Source organism: Mycobacterium sp. URHB0044 (assembly GCF_000620625.1).
Classification (GTDB): Bacteria; Actinomycetota; Actinomycetes; order Mycobacteriales; family Mycobacteriaceae; genus Mycobacterium.
The window spans coordinates 116542-133683 of record NZ_JIAW01000001.1; the positions used below are offsets into that span (position 1 = coordinate 116542).

Genomic DNA, 17142 nt, shown 5'->3' on the forward strand with positions numbered 1-17142 from the left:
TCTCCGGTGGCCTCTCCGTTACTTCAGCAGCGGATCCCGCGGCAGCCCGAGAATCCGCTCAGCAATGGTGTTGCGGGTGATCTCCGACGTGCCGCCCGCGATCGTCATGGCACGGTTGCCCAGGTAGGCCGTCGAGAGCTGGGGCGTGAGGCCCACTACGGCGGCAGGCCCGGCAAGGTCCATACCGAGTTCGGTGAGGTGCTGCGACTGCTCGGCGAGCAAAAGTTTAGTCACGTTTCCCTCCGGGCCCGGTTCGGCGCCCGCGATCGCACGCGTCACCCGGCGCAGATTCAGCAACCGCAGGGTGTGGCCTTCGGCAATCACCTCGCCGGCCCGACGAACGTAGCTGGTGGCGGTGTCGGCAGGTGCGCTGTCCAGCAGCTTGATGAGGTCGTCCGCGGTGAAGCCGGTCGGCGCCGACGATCCTCCGCCGATCGAGATTCGCTCATTGCCCAACGTGGCGCGGGCGACCAGCCAGCCGCGGTTGACGTCGCCGACCACGTCGCCGTCGGGGACGAACACGTCGTCGAAGAACACCTCGTTGAAGTGGGCGTGACCCGTCATCCCCCGCAGCGGGTTCACCGTCACCCCTGGCGAGGACATGTCGATCGCCATCATCGTCACACCGGCATGCTTCGGGGCGTCGGGATCGGTGCGCACCGTCGCCAGCCCCCACTGACACATCTGCGCCAGGCTGGTCCACACCTTCTGCCCGGTGACGCGCCAGCCGCCGTCGACCTTCTTGGCGGCCGTACGCACCGCGGCGGCGTCGGATCCCGCGCCCGGTTCGGAGAACAGCTGACACCACATCACCTGGCCGCGCAGCACCGGCTCGACCCACCGCTCACGCTGGTCGTCGTTGCCCGCCTGGGCGATCGTCAGCGTCACCCACCCGGTGATGCCCATGTCGGGACGATCTACCCGTTTCTCTCCCCGGGTCGCTCCGCTCCTGCCCGCCGAAGCCGAAAACTCCTCCTCGATCACCAACTGCTCCAGCACGCCCGCGCCGCGACCCCACGGCTTGGGCCAGTGCGGCACCAGATAGCCGGAGTCGACGAGGAAGTCGCGCCGCTCCTCCGGCGGAAGCGACGTCCACGTGGCGACCGCCTCCCTGGCGGCGGTGCGGTACTCCTCGGCTTCGTCGGGCAGGGTGAACGAGGCGCCGTGGGCCTGGCCGCTGCGCTGGCCCTCGACGACGTCGAGCAGCGGGTCGGCACCGTCGCTCATGACCGCCGCGAGCGTGCGGGCCCGGCGCAGGTACATGTGCGCATCGTGCTCCCAGGTGTACCCGATGCCCCCGTGCAGCTGAATGTTGCACTGCGCGTTGAAGATTTGAGTGCGGATGGCGTGCGACGCCGCGACGGCGCCCGCGAACCAGGCGCTGTCCAGGTCGTCAGCCCGCGCGGCGTCCCAGGTTGCCGCGGTGGTCTGCTCGGCGTTGACGAGCATGTTCGCCGCGTGATGCTTGACGGCCTGGAAGGTGCCGATGGTGCGGCCGAACTGCTCGCGCACCTTGGCATACTCCACCGCCATCTCCAAAGCGGCCCAACTGATTCCGACCGCCTCGGCGGAGGCCAGAATGCGGAACACGGTCCTGGCGCGCCGTGCCGCGCCGCGCAGCACGCGTTCCTGGTCGACGGCGACGTCGTGCAGCGCCACCGAACCGATGCTGCGCGTGGTGTCCATCGATTCCAGGGCGGTCACCGTCACCCCGTCGGCGGCCGCGTCAAGCACGACGACGTCGTCGCCGGCCACGACCACCAGCACGCCCGCGTCGGGAGCACCCAGAACGGCCGGACTCTCACCCGTGACGAGCCCGTCCGAGCCGACGGTGACGTTGCCCGACAGGCCGAGGGCGGCTACCACACTGCCGTCGCCGATGCCGGGAAGTAGTTGCACCGCAACATCATTGGGTGCACAGCGGTCGATCACCACCGCGGCTGCCACGGTGGGAAGGAAGGGTCCGGGGCACAACTCGCGGCCCTGCGCTTCCAACACCACCGCCAACTCGGACACGCCGAACCCCGATCCGCCGTATTCCTCGGCGATGGCCAAGCCCTGCCAGCCGAGGTCGGCGGCGGCCGACCACAGGCCGGCCGGGTGAGCGGCGCCCGCCGCGTCGAGCGTGGCCCGGGCGGCGGCGCGGCTATTCAGCCTGCTGAGCAGGCCGTTCGCCGCGTCGGCGAGGTCGCGGTGGTCATCGGTGATCGCTAACGCAGATTTGCCCACCGATCGACTTAACCACTGGCAAGTCTCGTCCGTGTCTGTGATACAGGTCACACAGATGCGCAAAGTGCCGTCGGTAGACAACTTCGGATAGTTGTCGTTTAACGCCGAATCTGCGGGGTACAGTCGCGAAATGGCGGCTCGACCGGAGACCCGGTACCCCGGACCAAGCTGGACCACGCGTATGCGTTGGCTGATGAAGGCGGGACCCGCTGACTACATGCTGGCGATGAGCGTCGCCTCGGCGTCGTTGCCCGTGATCGGCAAGCACCTCGAGCCGCTCGGCGGCGCTACGGCCATGGGCATCTGGGGTGTTCGTCATGCGCCGGACTTCCTCTCTGCCGCGGTGAAGTCCTGGTTCACGCCGGGCATCGGCGAGGTACGCAAGCTCGAGCGCGACGCGACGAACGCCGTGACCGAGGCCGCGCTGCGAGGTGTCCTGTCCGCCAAGGATCTCGAGTTCGCGTGGCCCGCGCCGGACCGCACGCCACCGGTGTGGAAGGCGTTCGAGCACCGCAAGAACGTGCACAAGTCCTCCGTGCGCTACGGCGACCACCCGTCACAGGTGCTGGACGTGTGGCGACCCAAGGAACTGCCGAGCCATCCGGCGCCGGTGCTGCTGTTCGTTCCCGGCGGTGCATGGGTGCACGGCAGCCGCATGCTGCAGGGCTACGCGTTGATGTCGCACCTGGCCGAGATGGGCTGGGTGTGCCTATCCATCGACTACCGGGTGGCGCCGAATCACCGCTGGCCCCAGCACATCACCGACGTGAAGACGGCCGTCGCCTGGGCGCGCGCCAACGTGGACAAGTTCGGTGGCGACCGCGACTTCGTCGCGCTGGCCGGCACGTCGGCAGGCGGTCACCTCGCGGCTCTCGCCGGGCTGACCGGAAACGATCCCGAAATGCAGCGCGATCTGCCCGAGGGCTCCGACACCGCCGTCGACGCGGTCATCGGGATCTACGGCCGCTACGACTGGGAGGACCGCTCCACTGCCGAGCGGGCCCGCTTCGTCGACTTCCTGGAGCGCGTCGTCGTCAAGCACACCATCGCCAGGCATCCCGAGATCTTCCGTGACGCCTCGCCCATCGCGCGCACGCACGCCGATGCGCCACCGTTCCTCGTCATCCACGGCAGCGGTGACACGGTCATCCCCGTGCAGCAGGCACGCGACTTCGTCGAGAAGCTGCGGTCGGTGTCGCGGGCCCTCGTCGGCTACGTCGAGCTGCCGGGCGCCGGACATGCCTTCGACATGACCGACGGCGCCCGCACCGGGTCGATGGCCATGGCAATCGGCTTGTTCCTCAACGAAGTTCGTCGAAACCAGGCGATGGTCGGACAGAAGCAGGTTATATAGCCTTCCGGGCAGGGAGGTTGACGTGAAGAGGCTTCGCGGTTGGGACGCTGTGCTGCTGTACAGCGAAACGCCGACCGTACACATGCACACCTTGAAGCTCGCGGTGATCGCGCTCGACGACCTCAAGGGCCGGTCGTTCGGCATCGACGAGTTTCGCAAGGTCATCCACGGGCGGCTCTACAAACTCGAGCCGTTCTGCTACGAACTGGTCGACATCCCCTTCAAGTTCCACCACCCGATGTGGCGGGAGAACTGCGAGGTCGATCTCGACTACCACGTGCGGCCCTACCGGGTGGACAGCCCGGGCGGTCGGCGTGAGCTGGACGAGGCGGTCGGCAAGATCGCCAGCACGCCACTGGACCGCAGTAGGCCGCTGTGGGAGATGTACTTCATCGAGGGCCTCGCCGACGGCAAGATCGCGGTGCTCGGCAAGATTCACCACGCACTGGCCGACGGGGTGGCGTCGGCCAACCTGATGGCGCGCGGCATGGATCTCTCGTCGGGGCCGCAGACCGACCGGGACGGGTACGCAATCGATCCCGCGCCAACCCGCCCGGAGTTGGTGCGCACGGCGTTCGCCGACCACCTGCGCCAGCTGGGGCGGTTGCCGAGCGTGCTGCGCTACACCGCGCAGGGCGTCGGCCGGGTCCGGAAGAGCTCACGCAAATTGTCGCCCGAGCTGACCCGGCCGTTCACCCCGCCGCCGACGTTCATGAACCACATGGTCGACGGAACGCGGAAGTTCGCGACGGCCACGCTGCCGCTCGCCGACGTCAAGGAGACCGGCAAGCAGCTGGGCGCCACCATCAACGACATGGTGCTCGCGATGTCGGCCGGTGCGCTGCGCAAGCTGTTGCTGCGTTACGACGGCCACGCCGACCATCCGTTGTTGGCTTCCGTGCCAGTGAGTTTCGACTTCTCACCGGACCGCATCTCCGGCAACTACTTCACCGGCGTGTTGGTGGCGCTGCCGGTGGAGGTCGAGGATCCGTTGCAGCGGGTCCAGGCCGCGCACGACGCCGCGGTGTTGGCCAAGGAGGGCCATCACCTGATCGGCCCGGAACTGGTGAGCCGGTGGTCGGCGTACTTCCCACCGGCGGGCGCCGAGGCGCTGTTCCGATGGCTGGCCAACAAGGACGGGCAGAACAAGGTGCTCAACCTTCCGATCTCCAACGTGCCGGGTCCGCGCGAGCACGGTCGGGTCGGCGGCGCGCTGGTGACCGAGATCTACTCGGTGGGGCCGCTCACCACGGGCAGCGGACTGAACATCACCGTGTGGAGCTACGTCGACCAGCTGAACATCTCGGTGCTCTCCGACGGCGCCACGCTCGAGGATCCGCACGAGCTGACCGATGCCATGGTGGAGGCGTTCATCGAAATCCGGCGGGCCGCAGGGCTTTCCGAGACGCTCACCGTGGTCGACAACGTGATGGCCTGAGCGAGGCCGGCACGTCGCGCACGACGCGAAGAGGGCCGCACACGCCATAGCGCCGAAATCCCAGGTTCGTTCTCTACTCTGTGCCCAAACCCGCAGAGAGTAGGTGCTCCATGCAGCCCAGTCAGCTCGATCCGGTCGCGGGCGAACGGCTCTCGCACGCCGGCCAGGTGTTCACCTCCGACTTGTCGATCAACGAGTTCGCGCTGCTGCACGGTGCCGGGTTCGAGCCGATCGAACTGGTGATGGGCGTCTCGGTCTATCACGTCGGGTATCAGTTCAGCGGTCTCAAGCAGCAGATGGAACTGCCCGTGCTGACCGAGGCGACCTATCGGGCGCGCTGGAACGCGATGGGTCGCATGCAGGCCGAGGCCGACGCACTCAACGCCGACGGAATCGTCGGAGTACGCCTGGATTGGCGCAACCAGGGTGAGTCCGGCGAACACCTGGAGTTCATCGCCATCGGCACGGCAGTGAAGTACACGGCGAAGCCCGGCGCGTACCGTCGTCCCTCCGGGCAGGCGTTCTCCAGTCATCTCACCGGCCAGGACATGGTCACCTTGCTGCGTTCCGGATACACCCCGGTCGCGTTCGTCATGGGCAACTGCGTGTTCCACATCGCCGTGCAGGGATTCCTCCAGACGCTGCGTCAGATCGGGCAGAACACCGAGATGCCGCAATGGACACAGGGGAACTACGAGGCGCGCGAACTGGCGATGTCGCGGATGCAGGCCGAGGCGCAACGCGACGGCGCCAACGGAGTCGTCGGCGTGAACCTCGCGATCTCCAACTACACCTGGGGGTTGCACACCGTCGAGTTCTACGCTGCCGGGACCGCCGTGCGTCCCACCGGCCACACCGACACGATCGCGCCGTCGTTCGTCCTTCCGATGAGTGGCTGATGCCGGGCCTCGATCACGAGCGGGTCGCCCGCACCGTCGGCACGGCATTGTCGGGGCCCGGCGGTGTCGCACTCGTGGTGAACGTGTTCGCCGCCCTACCGGGTGTCATCCACACGCCCGCGCAGCGTGGCTTCTTCAAATCCGCACCCGAACGCATCCAAATCGCCGACTGGCGTTACGAAGTCGCCCGCGACGGTCGGCTGCGCGCCGCGCACGTCGTACACGGCGTCGTCCTGGCCGAGGAAACCCTCGACGCGGCCGCAGTCGGACCACACATCGCCAGGGCGCTCGGCCAGATCGCCGCGCAGTTCGGGGAGAGCGTCGTGCCCAGCATCGACGCGGCGGTCGACGCGCTCGCCAGCAGCACCGGCTACTAAACGTCTACCCCGCGCACCCATCGCCGATGAACTCGATGCCGGCGTTGATGGCGGGCCGGTGCCGGAGGATGCGGTAGTGCGCGAGGCGTCCCAGCCCGCGCGTGGTGACCAGTCGCGCGCCGGGCCACACGTCGACGATGTGCTTGCTCGCTTCGTAGGGGCTGTCGGGATCGTCGGGATCATGGACGACGAGCAGTGGAGGACCGCCCGTGTGAGCGGCCACCGCGGCGATGTCGGTGTCCAACAACGGCATTCCCAGCCGTCGGTCGAGGCGACGGTGCAGCCCGGTCCGGATGCGGGGCCCGAAGCCGTGGCGATCGGCGAAGAGGTCCAGGTACAACGAGAAGCCCGCCATGGGTGCCAAGAACACCAGACGTTCGACCCGAGCACCGCGCGCCATGGCCAACGCGGCGGCCTTCGCGCCGAGGGAGTGGGCGACGACGGCGCGGGCCGGCCCGTGTGTGCGGATCATCGCCCGAACCGCTTCGGCACATTCGGCGATCGTGGTGCGTCCCGGCGCGAGTTCGCCTGCGTCGGAATCATTGTGGCTTGGCAGGTCGAACGCGATGACCCGATGCCCGCTCTCGACGAGCGGTTTGACGAAGACCGCCAGGTGTGCGCGACAGCCGCCCCAGCCGTGCACCAGGTAGACCGGCGGACCGTCGCCCCACGACTCACCGGCGACCCGGTGGCCGTTCCAGTGCGCCTCGACGGGTGCGCCCGCCGCGACGCCGGGCGGCATGCGCAGACTCATCTCGACGGCGGGCGGAGTGCACCACAGTTCGACGGCCCACCGCGCGCCAAGTGCGGGAGCAAGGCGCTCCAGTAACGCGAACGTCCGACGCACCTTCGGCGCGACGGCAGGCTCGACGCCCGAGCCGTTCCCGGCCGGGCCCCCGTCGGCCTCGTCGGTCGATCCGTGACTGCTTCGCTTGGACACGATCCCCCTCATCGCGCATCAGCCTGACATGCCGACGTCGACGCTCAGCCGCGGGTCGCCTTCACCCAGTCCAGGAAGCGGGCCACCGCCGCGGCGGTGTAGTGGCCGTGCGGCGAGCCGAAGAAGTCGAAGGCGTGCTGGGCGTGCGGAATCTCCGCGTAGGCGACCGGATTGTCCGACTTGTCCTTCAGCGCCTCGGCGAAGGCGCGGCCCTCCTGGACCGGGATGATGGAGTCGTCGGTGCCGTGCAGCACGAAGAACGGTGGAGCGTCCGGGCGAACCTTGGTGATCGGCGACGCGTCCAGGTAGTCCTGCAGGTTCTGCGCGTAGCGCTTCTTGACGATGAAGCGCTGCAGGACCGCAATGAACTCCGGACGACCCGACCCGTTGCGGGTGAACCAGTCATAGCGCCCGTAGATGGGCACAGCCGCCACCACCGACGTGTCGGCGTCCTCGAAACCGGGCTGCCACTGCGGCTCGTTGGGCGTCAGCGCGGCCAATGCGGCCAGGTGGCCGCCCGCCGAGCCGCCGGTGATCGCCACGAAGTCGGGATCGCCGCCGTACTCGGCGATGTTTTCCTTGACCCAGGCCAGCGCCCGCTTCACGTCCACGATGTGGGCGGGCCAGGTGTTGCGCGGGCTGACCCGGTACGCCATCGACACGCACACCCAGCCTCGTTCGGCCAGTTCGCTCATCATCGGATAGCCCTGCGGTCGTCGCATCCCGATCGCCCATGCCCCACCGGGCACCTGCAGCAGCACGGGCGCGCGGCCGTCGCGCGGCAGGTCGGCGCGCCGCCACACGTCGGCGACGTTGGCCCGGTGCGGTCCGTAGTGCACGACGCTCGTCTTCTGCACGTACCGGCGCCTGATCCACGACGTGCGGATCACCCCGCCGCGGCGTCGTCGGCGTTCCTGTGCGGCGACAGCGTCGTAGTTCTCGCCGAGTGTCTCCCGCAGCGGAGCCTCGAAGTAATGCTGCGACTTCGCGGCACGGCGGTAGACGAACCCGAGCAGACCCCACGCCAGCACCGTCAGCGCCAGGGCGATGCGGCCGCGGGGCCCCTTGAAGTCGCCGCGCAGGCCACGGCGGGCGGCGTCCAGCATCGACGCACCCGCCACCACCGGGGCGGCCTCGGCGGTCGGCCAGCCGAACGCGAACACCGGCAGGGTGACGTAGCCTTCGCGGCCCAGCGGACGCACTGCGTTGGCGGCGTTGACCAGTTCGGCGATCGCGCGCAGCAGCGGGAAACGCCGTCTACGCCTCATCGCCGTCCGCGTCGAGGAGTGCCTTGAGTTCACGACGACCAATCTTGCCAGTGTTGCCGCGGGGCAATTCGTCGAGCACGACGACCTGCCGCGGCACCTTGTAGTTCGCGAGGTTCTCGCGGACGTGGGCCTTGAGGGTGTCCGGTGTCGCCGCCGCGCCGGGTGCGAGCACGACGAACGCCGCCAGGCGCTGGCCGTAGTCCTCGTCGTCGACGCCCATCACCGCGGCCTCGGCGACCTCGGGATGAGCGGCCAGCGTCTTCTCCACCTCGATCGGATAGACGTTCTCGCCGCCGGACACGATCATCTCGTCGTCACGGCCCACGACGAACAACCGGCCCGCTTCGTCGAGGTAACCGACGTCGCCGGACGACATGTAATCGCCGTGAAAGTCCTTGGTGGCTCCCGAGGTATAGCCGTCGAACTGCGTCGAGTTGCGGACGTAGATGGTGCCCACCTCGCCGGTCGGCAGCTCCCTGCGCTCGGCGTCGAGGATGCGGATGTCGGTGCCCTCGGCGGGCCTGCCCGCGGTGTCGGGCGCGGCGCGCAGGTCGGCGGGCGTCGCGGTGGCGATCATGCCGGCCTCGGTGGCGTTGTAGTTGTTGTAGATCACGTCGCCGAACTGATCCATGAACCTGGTGACGACGTCGGGGCGCATCCTCGAGCCCGACGCCGCGGCGAACCGCAGCGACCGGCCGCTGTAGCGGGCGCGGACCTCGTCGGGCAGGTCCATGATCCGGTCGAACATCACCGGGACGACGCACAGGCCGGTGGCCTGATGCTCGTCGACCAGCGCGAGGGTGGCTTCGGGGTCGAACTTGCGCCGCGTGACGATGGTGCACGACATCGACGCGGCGAACGCCAGTTGCGAGAAGCCCCACGCATGGAACATCGGCGCCACGATGACCGTCACCTCCCCGGCGTGCCATGGGGTGCGGTCGAGAATCGCCTTGAGCGTTTCGGGACCACCGCCAGAGTGCTTGGCGCCCTTGGGAGATCCGGTGGTGCCCGACGTCAGCAGGATGACCTTGCTCTTGGCGGTGGCGCGTTTCGGTTGGTTACCGGCCCACGCGTCGATCAGGCCCTCGACGGTGAGACCTTTTCCTGCGGCGCCGTCCGTCCACGCGACGATGCGCGCCGTGCCGGGCTTGTCGGCCAGCGCCCGCTCGACGGTCGGGGTGAATTCCTCGTCGTAGATGACCGCGAGGCGCTGATCGGCCGACTCCCGCTCCACGACTTCGGCCAGGGCGGGGCCGGCGAACGACGTGTTCAGCAGCAGGACGTCGGCACCGATCCGGTTGGCCGCGATCAGCGACTCGACGAAGCCGCGGTGGTTGCGGGCCATGATCGCGACGACGGTGGGCTGGCCGCCGGGCAGGCCCTGCAGCGCGGCTGCCAATGCGTCACTGCGCTGGTCGATCTGCCGCCACGTCAGCGTGCCGAGTTCGTCGATCAGCCCGGGCCGGTCGGGGGACCGCTGCGCCGCGCCCGCGAAACCCGAAGTGATGCTCATGTTTTCGCGCGCCATCGCCGCAGCGATGCGGAGGTACTTGTCGGGCCGCAGCGGTGCGAGCACGCCAGCTCTCGCCATGGTGGACACCAGGCCGAGCGTGCCGGTGATTCGGTCGGTCAGCGCCACTGGTCAGCCAAGCACGGGGAGTCGGCGTTCCTTGGCCAGTTCGTCGAGGGCCCGCTGCATGACGTGCCGGACGTGGGCGTCGACCTCGTCGATGTCGGGGTCCTCGCCGAATTCCGCGACGATGTCGATCTTCGGCAGCACCTGCGTGACGATCTTCGTGGGCAGGGGCACGTTCACCGGGAGGACGGCCGACAAGCCGAAGGGAAATCCGAAGGACACCGGCAGGATCTTGGCGCGCAGCAGCTTGTCCAGGCGCAGGGTCTTGGCCAGCCAGGTGCCGCGGGACAGGTAAAGCTGGCTCTCCTGGCCACCGATCGAGACGGCGGGCACGATCGGCACGCCGGCGTTGAGCGCCGCGCGGACGTAGCCGGTGCGGCCGTCGAAGTCGATCTTGTTGCGTTCCGTCGTCGGCCGGTAGACGTCGTAGTCGCCGCCGGGGAAGACGATGACCACGCCGCCGGAGTGCAGCGCTTCGTCGGCATTGCGGTGGCTGGCCGGGATGAAGCCGGTCTTCTTGAAGAAGTCGGAGGTGGGACCGGTGAAGATCAGGTCGAAGCCGAGCGTGTACACCGGCCGGTCGTAGCCGAACTTGTCGTAGAAGTCGGTGGCGAACACCGGCACGTCCATCGCGAACAACCCACCCGAGTGGTTGGCCACGACCAGGACGCCACCGGGCGGGAAGTCGTCGAGTCCCCGCACCTCAGCGCGGTGATAGCCCTTGATCAGCGGCCGGATGAAACCCATCACCCGTTCGGTGAGGCCGGGATCCCACTTGGTGATCTCTGACGGTTCGGCGTCGGTGGCGTTCACGAGTCCCCCTTGACGAATTGGAACGTGTTCTAGTTTTGATCGTACCGGGGCGGTCAATTCCCGGGACCCGTCGACCGAGTACCCGGCCTGGCCAGCGCCTTTGTGTCGGATGGCCGCCGCGCACACGGTGACCGTGCGGATTTTGACGCCGGAACGGCGCGTCGCGTACGACACCGCACAGTCGGCGGCCCGGGGCGCGTGACTAGATCGCGGCGACGAACCCGGAGGTGTAGAACTCCGCGGGCGTCTGGGAGTTGGCCGCCGGTCGCTCGACGATCACCCACGCGCCGGTGGCTCCCGGGGCGACGGGACCCTGGATCGTGGTGCTGCCAGCACCCACGGCGTCGGTCTGAAGACTGCCGGTGATGACGCCGGGGGCGCCGGGCGCGCAGCCGATGGACGGTCGCGGGGTCTGAATGATCCGCACGTCGTAGCGCATGTTGGGCTCGGCGGTCGCCATCTCGACGGTGGTTACGACGCTCGATCCGGAGGTGCCGAGGTGGGCGATGCCCCGGCCGTCGCCGACGGCGTTCACCCACTTCTCCAGGGTGAAGTCGCAGGCCCGCCACTTGCTCTGCAGCGGCATGACGGCGCCGTCGGTCGGGGTGGCCGAGGCGATCGCGGGGCTGGCGATCATCAGCGACGCCGCAGCGGCAACTAATGCCGTGCGCGTTAATTTCAGCATGTGGCAATTTTGCCTTGCTGCCCCGTGTTGTGCAGTTGCCCAAATCACAGGCAGAACGTGATATTCGACTACCACTGGGGCCGAGGCCGCACGATGGAGTCATGACGAGCGTCGCAACGGGTTTGGATCTGGCCGGGTATCTCGACCGCGTGGGATACGGGCGATCGACGGACCCGACGCTCGACACGCTGCACGGCCTCGTGGCCGCCCACAACCGGTCGATCCCCTTCGAGAACCTCGATCCGCTGCTCGGTGTGCCGGTCGCCGACCTCGGCCCTGGAGCGTTGACCGCCAAGCTCGTCCACCGGCGCCGCGGCGGCTACTGCTACGAGCACAACGGGCTGATGGGGTACGTGTTGGAGGCGCTGGGATACGGCGTCGATCGACTTGCCGGTCGGGTGGTCTGGATGCGAGAGCCGGACGCGCCGTTGCCCGCACAGACGCACAACGTGCTGTCGGTGACGGTGCCGGGAACCGACGGTCGGTTCCTGGTGGACGTCGGATTCGGCGGCCAGACCGCGTCGTCGCCGCTGCGTCTGGAACCGGGCCCCGTCCAACGAACGCGCCACGAGCCGTACCGGTTGGTCGCCGGTGAGGATGGGCTGACGCTGGAGGCGCAGGTTCGCGGTGAGTGGCAACGGCTCTACCTGTTTACCACCGAGCCGCGGCCGCGGATCGACCTCGAGGTCGGAAGCTGGTATGTGTCAACGCATCCCGCGTCGTTCTTCGTCACGGGGCTGACGGTGGCGCTGGTCACCGATGACGAACGCTGGAACCTGCGCGGCCGGAACCTGGCCATTCACCGGGAAGGACACACCGAGCGGAAACGCTTCGACACCGCCGGGCAGGTACTCGACGCCCTGGCCGACCGGTTCGGGATCGACGTGGCCGACCTCGGTGACCGGGCCGTCGTCGAGCGGCGCATCGCGGCGGTACTGGACAGCTAGCTACGGGCGCCGACCACCAGATCCCAGGGCTCACCCGAAAGAACCATCCGGCCAAGCCTTCTCGCGTAAGACCCCGTCGTGCCGAACTCGTCGGACCAGCTGCGGGCGCGCATGGTGGCCAGCCACAGCGGATGCTCGATCGTCACACCGATGGCACCGTGCAATTGGTGCGCGATGGTGGTGACGGGACTGACCGCGCGCCCCACCGCCACCTTGGCCGCCGTCACCGCGTACTCCGCGCTCGGGCTGCCGAACCCGAGTTCTTCGGCCGCGGCGGTTGCCAGATCCGTTGCGGCCCCGGCTCGTTCGATCTCACCGAGCATCCCCGCCAACGCGTGCTGGACGGCCTGGAACTTGGCCAGCGGACGCCCGAACTGAATCCGCTCGGCGACGTGCCCGGCCGTGAGGTCGGCGGCTGCGGTGAAGGCGCCCATGATCTGCGCGCATCGCGCCCAGGCGCCGCGCCGCATCAACTCGTCGCCGACCGTCCGCGGTAGCCGCACGGCGTCGGACTCCGGCACGTCGAAGCCGATCGACCCGCGGGGCTCACCCGCCAAGTTGTGCGAATCGGTGATCTCGGCGCCGTCGAGGACGGTGACGAAGATGGCGTCGTCGCCAAGAGCGGCCAGCAGCACCGGACCGGATCGGGGCCACGGCACGTCCACCGCGGTACCGGTGATCCTGCCGCCGATCCGTTGGACCTCGGCGATCGCGACCGACATCGGACCGTCCTCGGGCACGTCCAGGCCCGCCTGCTGCGCCAACCACGCTGCGAGGACGTCGGTTTCGGCCACCGGCACGGCCGCCGCCCAGCGTGCGAGCCCGCCAAGGACCACCGCCGACTCGCTCAGTGTCGCGCCTTGGGCCGTGGTCAGCCTGCTGAGGCCGGTGTCCTCGAGCGTGCGCCACAGCTGCGCGTCGAATTCGTCGGGGAGGCCGCGGCGTCCGAGCCGGGCATCGAATGAGCGCCGACCGACGTCGTCGACGAGCTGGCCGATCTCGTCGCGCGGTGCGCTGCGCGGCGTTTCCCGGCTCTTGGCCACCACGCCCCGCAGCACCTCGTTGGTACCGCCCCGCAGCGTGAACAGCGGCGCGTGCACGCGCGCGGTGGCCAGCATCGCGCGCAGCGGCGCGGCGGCAGGAGAGGTGCCATCGACGCGGTCGATCAGGTCGGCCGCCACGTCGACGGACTCCTGCTCGAACCGGGTGCCGAGATCCTTCACGAGGGCGGCGCGGGTGGCGGCATCCTCGCCGGCGGTCAGCGCCCGCGCCACGGACACCGACAGTTGGCGCAGCGAGATCATCCGACCCACCAGGTCACCGATCTGCGCGGCGGTCGCGTCCTCGGTCCCGCCCTGCCGGGCGAGGGCACCGATGACGTCGAAGAGCAGCGTGGCGGTGGACAGGATCCGCTCGGGGCCGCTGCGCTCGAAGCCCAGCTCGGCGGTCACCTGGTGCCAACCGGCGCCGATCTCACCGAGCACGTCGGCATCGGACAGTGCGACGTCGTCGTACAGCACCTCGTTGAAGTGGTGCTCGCCGTCCATCAGGACTATCGGGCTGACGGTCACCCCTGCCGCGTCGGTCGGCACGATGAACTGGCTGAAGCCGGCGTGGCGATGGGCCGGATCGAGCGGGCTGGTCCTGGCGAGGACCACGACCTGATGCGCGAGGTGCGCACCGCTGGTCCACACCTTCGTTCCGTTCAGCACCCAGCCGCCGTCGGTGCGGGTGGCTCTGGTGGTCACGGCGGCGAGGTCGGAGCCCGCACCGTGCTCGCTCATCCCGATCGCCGAATACAACCGGCCCGCCGCGATCCGCGGCAGCAGACGACGGCGTTGGTCTTCGGTGCCGTAGGTCAGCAACGCGGGTGCCACCTGCCGGTCGGCGATCCAGTGCGCGGCCACGGGGGCGCCCTGGACGAGAAGTTCCTCGGTGACGACATAGCGATGCAGGTATCCCAGTCCCCGGCCGCCATATTCGGCGGGGATGGTCAGCCCGACGAATCCGGCGTCGGCGAGGCGGACGCTGAAGTCGGCGTCCCACCGCGACAGCCAGCAGTCGACGGCGGGTTTCCACCCGAACTGCTTTCGGTCTGCGTCGAGGAAGTCCCGGACGGCCGACCGTAGTTCGGCCAGTTCGGCGTCGTTGGCGCACAGCCCGTCGAATTCGCTCACTGGGCTGCTGAGTCTACTGTCCGCGTCTCGGGGCGGGACGCAGCAGGAAAAGTCATGTCGTCGGAGTTGGCGCAGGAGAATACTCGGCAACCGTGAGTGCTCAACCGACTTCTCCTGGGCCGCGGCGTGATCGGTTGCGGGAACTGCTCGACGCGGTCGTCGACGGTGACAACTCGAGCGTCGCCGGAATGGCGCGTAGCAGTTACGCCTCGGAATTCCACTTCTCCCGCGAGGTCAGCCGGCTCACCGGAGAACCACCCGCGGCGCTGCGCAGGAGGGTGATGCTCGAACGCGCGGCGTGGCGACTGCAACGCGGTGAGGGCGTCGCGGCCGTCGCCATCGACGAGGGGTGGTCCTCGCCCGAGGTGTTCTCCCGTGCGTTCCGGCGGACCTTCGGCGTCCCACCCTCACAGGCCGCCGAGGTCGGGTTCCGCCTGCCGGCGCCCAACGGCGTGCACTTCCATCCGCCGCAGTCGTTGTGGCTGGACGCCGACGGCGACGCCGAGCAACCCGACGTCTCACGGTTGATGATGGCGCACGACGTCGCCGACACCGCCTACCTCATTTCGCGTGCGATGAGTCTGACGGAAGAGCAATGGGTCGAACGGCTTTCGCCGGGCCAGGTGATTCTCGACTGGGACGGTGAGGAACCGAGCGTCGGTGCGGTGCTCGACGCCATCGTGTGGTCCAAGGAAGTGTGGCTGGCCAGCATCGAGGGCCGGGATCTGCCCACCCGGCCAGCAGTGCGGCCGCCGGATCGGCTCGCCGCCGATCACGACGACATCGCGACGCGGTGGACCGCCATGGTCGTCGACTATGCCGCGCAGGGCCGGCTGGCGGACACGGTGATCGACGCGCTGTGCGATCCGCCGGAGTCGTTCCAGCTCTACGGCATCGTCGCGCACGTGCTGACATACGCAGCGCACCGACGCGAGCTTGCCCGAAAGATGTTGGCCCGGCACGGCATCCGCACCAAGATGGGCGATCCATTGGACTGGATGAGAGGAAACTGAAATGGCAACCGTGTACTACACCGCATCGAGCCTGGACGGGTTCATCGTCGACGAGGCCGACAGCCTGGACTGGCTGACGTCTCGAAACATCGACCCGGATGGGCCATTCGGGTACGACGCCTTCGCGAAATCCGTTGGCGCGCTGGTGATGGGCTCGGCTACCTACCTCTGGATCGTGAAGAACCACCCGGGTGACTGGATGTACGAGCAACCGTCGTGGGTGCTGACCAGCCGGCCGGAGATCATCGAGGCGGGGCATCCGGTGCAGACGTTCGACGGCGACGTCACCGAACTGCACGCCAAGCTGGTGTCGGCCGCGGCGGGACGGGACGTCTGGGTGGTCGGCGGCGGCCAGGTGGCTGCACAGTTCGTGACGGCGGGCCTGATCGACGAGATGATCGTCAGCTACGCGCCGTGCACGCTGGGCTCTGGTGCGCGCGTGCTGCCGGTTCGATCGGAATGGCGTGTGCAGGAGTCCGGGATCAATGGTGAGTTCGTCTGCGCCCGGTGGATGGTCGCTTAACGCTCGGCGCCGGGAAGACCGTAGCGGCGCACGAATTCCCTTGACTTGATCAGGAATTCGAGCTGCTGGGCGACGTCATGCAGCGGATCGCCGCCACGGGTGGACCGGCAGAGCACTACCGCGCCCTCCAGGGCGGCGATGCAGGTCACCGCCAGCGAGCCCGCGTCGGCCTGATCGAACCCATCGGCCACGAACGCGCGGGTGAGTGCCGCGCGCCAGCGGTCGAAGATCTCTCCGGCGACGGCGGTCAGCGCGGGATCGTCGTCGGCCGAGCCGATCGCGGCGGCGACCACGGGACATCCGGCGGTGAAGTCGCTGCCCGCCAGCGTGCGCTCCCAGAACTCGACGAACTTGCGCACCAAGGGAATCCCGCCGTGTTCCACCTCGTCGTCCATGATGGCCGTGATGGCGTCACCGGCGAACCGGAGGGCCTCGGTGAGCAGTTGGGTTCTGCCTTCGGGAAAGTGGTAGTACACCGATCCGCGGGGCGCGCCGCTGCGGGTGAGCACCTCGTCGATCGTGACGCCCGCGGCCCCGCGCTCGCGCAGCACCTCGGCGGCGGTCAGCAGCATCTGGCGTCTGGTGGCGCCCCGCTTGTTGGTGGTCTTGGTTGTCTTGGTGGCGATGGCCGGCATCAGGCCGTGGCCCGCGCATGCACCCGTTGCGCCAGGCGCGCCGGCACCCTGCGGACGCTGAACCGGAGTCCGCGATGGTCGCGAGCGCGGTAGGTGAATCTGCGGCCCAGCACGTTGACCTCGACGATCCACATGGCGGCTCCTGTCTATGGGTTCAGGCTTAAAACTCACAACACATCGGTGCAGTGGATGTATTCCCGGTCACACG

16 protein-coding genes and 1 pseudogene are annotated in these 17142 nt (G+C 68.6%); 7 read left to right on the forward strand and 10 right to left on the reverse strand.

The annotated features are described in order from the left end of the window. Window positions 1-18: 18 nt before the first annotated feature. Complete coding sequence (locus N536_RS0100580) at window positions 19-2229, reverse strand: acyl-CoA dehydrogenase (RefSeq protein WP_029111829.1); 2211 nt, start codon at window positions 2227-2229, stop codon at window positions 19-21. Window positions 2230-2359: 130 nt separating this feature from the next. On the opposite strand from N536_RS0100580, the gene N536_RS0100585 reads away from it, so the two are divergent. The 4 genes from N536_RS0100585 (at window position 2360) to N536_RS0100600 (ending at window position 6297) form a co-directional block, all read left to right on the forward strand. Beyond that, on the forward strand, window positions 2360-3583 hold the full coding sequence (locus N536_RS0100585; protein WP_029111830.1) for an alpha/beta hydrolase: 1224 nt from the start codon (window positions 2360-2362) through the stop codon (window positions 3581-3583). 22 nt (window positions 3584-3605) lie between these two features. Next, a complete protein-coding gene (locus tag N536_RS0100590; RefSeq protein WP_029111831.1) occupies window positions 3606-5021 on the forward strand; it encodes a wax ester/triacylglycerol synthase family O-acyltransferase in 1416 nt (471 codons plus the stop codon). 110 nt (window positions 5022-5131) lie between these two features. Next, complete coding sequence (locus tag N536_RS0100595; protein WP_029111832.1) at window positions 5132-5920, forward strand: heavy metal-binding domain-containing protein; 789 nt, start codon at window positions 5132-5134, stop codon at window positions 5918-5920. Next, entirely contained in the window at window positions 5920-6297 is a 378-nt protein-coding gene (locus tag N536_RS0100600) for a DUF5073 family protein (RefSeq protein ID WP_029111833.1), read from the forward strand. The genes N536_RS0100595 and N536_RS0100600 overlap by 1 nt, the downstream gene beginning before the upstream one ends. Window positions 6298-6301: 4 nt before the next feature. On the opposite strand, the gene N536_RS36985 is transcribed toward N536_RS0100600, so the two are convergent. The 5 genes from N536_RS36985 to N536_RS0100630 form a co-directional block, all read right to left on the reverse strand. After that, window positions 6302-7237 carry an alpha/beta fold hydrolase gene (locus tag N536_RS36985; protein WP_051574216.1) on the reverse strand — a complete coding sequence of 312 codons (936 nt, stop codon included), beginning with the start codon at window positions 7235-7237 and terminating at the stop codon, window positions 6302-6304. Window positions 7238-7281: 44 nt separating this feature from the next. Further along, window positions 7282-8505, reverse strand: coding sequence for an alpha/beta hydrolase (locus N536_RS0100610; protein ID WP_029111834.1), 1224 nt, complete (start codon window positions 8503-8505; stop codon window positions 7282-7284). After that, window positions 8495-10126, reverse strand: coding sequence for an acyl-CoA ligase FadD12 (gene fadD12, locus N536_RS0100615; protein ID WP_255358396.1), 1632 nt, complete (start codon window positions 10124-10126; stop codon window positions 8495-8497). Before fadD12 ends, N536_RS0100610 begins: the two co-directional genes overlap by 11 nt. Window positions 10127-10147: 21 nt before the next feature. Then, entirely contained in the window at window positions 10148-10954 is an 807-nt protein-coding gene (locus N536_RS0100620; RefSeq protein ID WP_029111836.1) for a lysophospholipid acyltransferase family protein, read from the reverse strand. A gap of 202 nt (window positions 10955-11156) precedes the next feature. Continuing rightward, a complete protein-coding gene (locus tag N536_RS0100630; protein WP_036434890.1) occupies window positions 11157-11639 on the reverse strand; it encodes a hypothetical protein in 483 nt (160 codons plus the stop codon). Window positions 11640-11740: 101 nt separating this feature from the next. On the opposite strand from N536_RS0100630, the gene N536_RS0100635 reads away from it, so the two are divergent. Then, window positions 11741-12586 (forward strand): arylamine N-acetyltransferase, encoded by an 846-nt coding sequence (locus tag N536_RS0100635; protein ID WP_029111838.1) that lies wholly within the window; start codon window positions 11741-11743, stop codon window positions 12584-12586. Here the strand turns inward: N536_RS0100635 and N536_RS42800 are convergent. Together N536_RS42800 and N536_RS36990 are read right to left on the reverse strand one after the other, a co-directional pair. Beyond that, window positions 12583-13641, reverse strand: coding sequence for an acyl-CoA dehydrogenase family protein (locus N536_RS42800; protein ID WP_231514408.1), 1059 nt, complete (start codon window positions 13639-13641; stop codon window positions 12583-12585). The genes N536_RS0100635 and N536_RS42800 overlap by 4 nt on opposite strands. Further along, window positions 13621-14763, reverse strand: a pseudogene (locus tag N536_RS36990) (acyl-CoA dehydrogenase family protein); the annotation flags it as partial. The pseudogene N536_RS36990 and the gene N536_RS42800, both read right to left, overlap by 21 nt. 92 nt (window positions 14764-14855) lie before the next feature. On the opposite strand from N536_RS36990, the gene N536_RS0100645 reads away from it, so the two are divergent. Together N536_RS0100645 and N536_RS0100650 are read left to right on the forward strand one after the other, a co-directional pair. Beyond that, window positions 14856-15776, forward strand: coding sequence for a helix-turn-helix domain-containing protein (locus N536_RS0100645; protein WP_029111839.1), 921 nt, complete (start codon window positions 14856-14858; stop codon window positions 15774-15776). 1 nt (window position 15777) lies between these two features. Continuing rightward, window positions 15778-16299 carry a dihydrofolate reductase family protein gene (locus N536_RS0100650; RefSeq protein WP_029111840.1) on the forward strand — a complete coding sequence of 174 codons (522 nt, stop codon included), beginning with the start codon at window positions 15778-15780 and terminating at the stop codon, window positions 16297-16299. On the opposite strand, the gene N536_RS0100655 is transcribed toward N536_RS0100650, so the two are convergent. Together N536_RS0100655 and N536_RS43275 are read right to left on the reverse strand one after the other, a co-directional pair. After that, window positions 16296-16934, reverse strand: coding sequence for a TetR/AcrR family transcriptional regulator (locus N536_RS0100655; protein ID WP_051574124.1), 639 nt, complete (start codon window positions 16932-16934; stop codon window positions 16296-16298). The two genes, N536_RS0100650 and N536_RS0100655, sit on opposite strands and share 4 nt — an antisense overlap. After that, window positions 16934-17068 (reverse strand): hypothetical protein, encoded by a 135-nt coding sequence (locus tag N536_RS43275; RefSeq protein ID WP_255358384.1) that lies wholly within the window; start codon window positions 17066-17068, stop codon window positions 16934-16936. Before N536_RS43275 ends, N536_RS0100655 begins: the two co-directional genes overlap by 1 nt. Between the last annotated feature and the right edge of the window lie 74 nt (window positions 17069-17142).

What these genes read in the sequence shown, in the direction of transcription:
- N536_RS0100585 (WP_029111830.1), top strand. Translation starts at nt 2,360, where the DNA reads ATGGCGGCTCGACCGGAGACCCGGTACCCCGGACCAAGCTGGACCACG.
- N536_RS0100595 (WP_029111832.1), top strand. Translation starts at nt 5,132, where the DNA reads ATGCAGCCCAGTCAGCTCGATCCGGTCGCGGGCGAACGGCTCTCGCAC.
- N536_RS0100600 (WP_029111833.1), top strand. Translation starts at nt 5,920, where the DNA reads ATGCCGGGCCTCGATCACGAGCGGGTCGCCCGCACCGTCGGCACGGCA.
- N536_RS0100610 (WP_029111834.1), bottom strand. Translation starts at nt 8,505, where the DNA reads ATGAGGCGTAGACGGCGTTTCCCGCTGCTGCGCGCGATCGCCGAACTG.
- N536_RS0100630 (WP_036434890.1), bottom strand. Translation starts at nt 11,639, where the DNA reads ATGCTGAAATTAACGCGCACGGCATTAGTTGCCGCTGCGGCGTCGCTG.
- N536_RS0100635 (WP_029111838.1), top strand. Translation starts at nt 11,741, where the DNA reads ATGACGAGCGTCGCAACGGGTTTGGATCTGGCCGGGTATCTCGACCGC.
- N536_RS0100650 (WP_029111840.1), top strand. Translation starts at nt 15,778, where the DNA reads ATGGCAACCGTGTACTACACCGCATCGAGCCTGGACGGGTTCATCGTC.
- N536_RS0100655 (WP_051574124.1), bottom strand. Translation starts at nt 16,934, where the DNA reads ATGCCGGCCATCGCCACCAAGACAACCAAGACCACCAACAAGCGGGGC.
- N536_RS43275 (WP_255358384.1), bottom strand. Translation starts at nt 17,068, where the DNA reads ATGTGGATCGTCGAGGTCAACGTGCTGGGCCGCAGATTCACCTACCGC.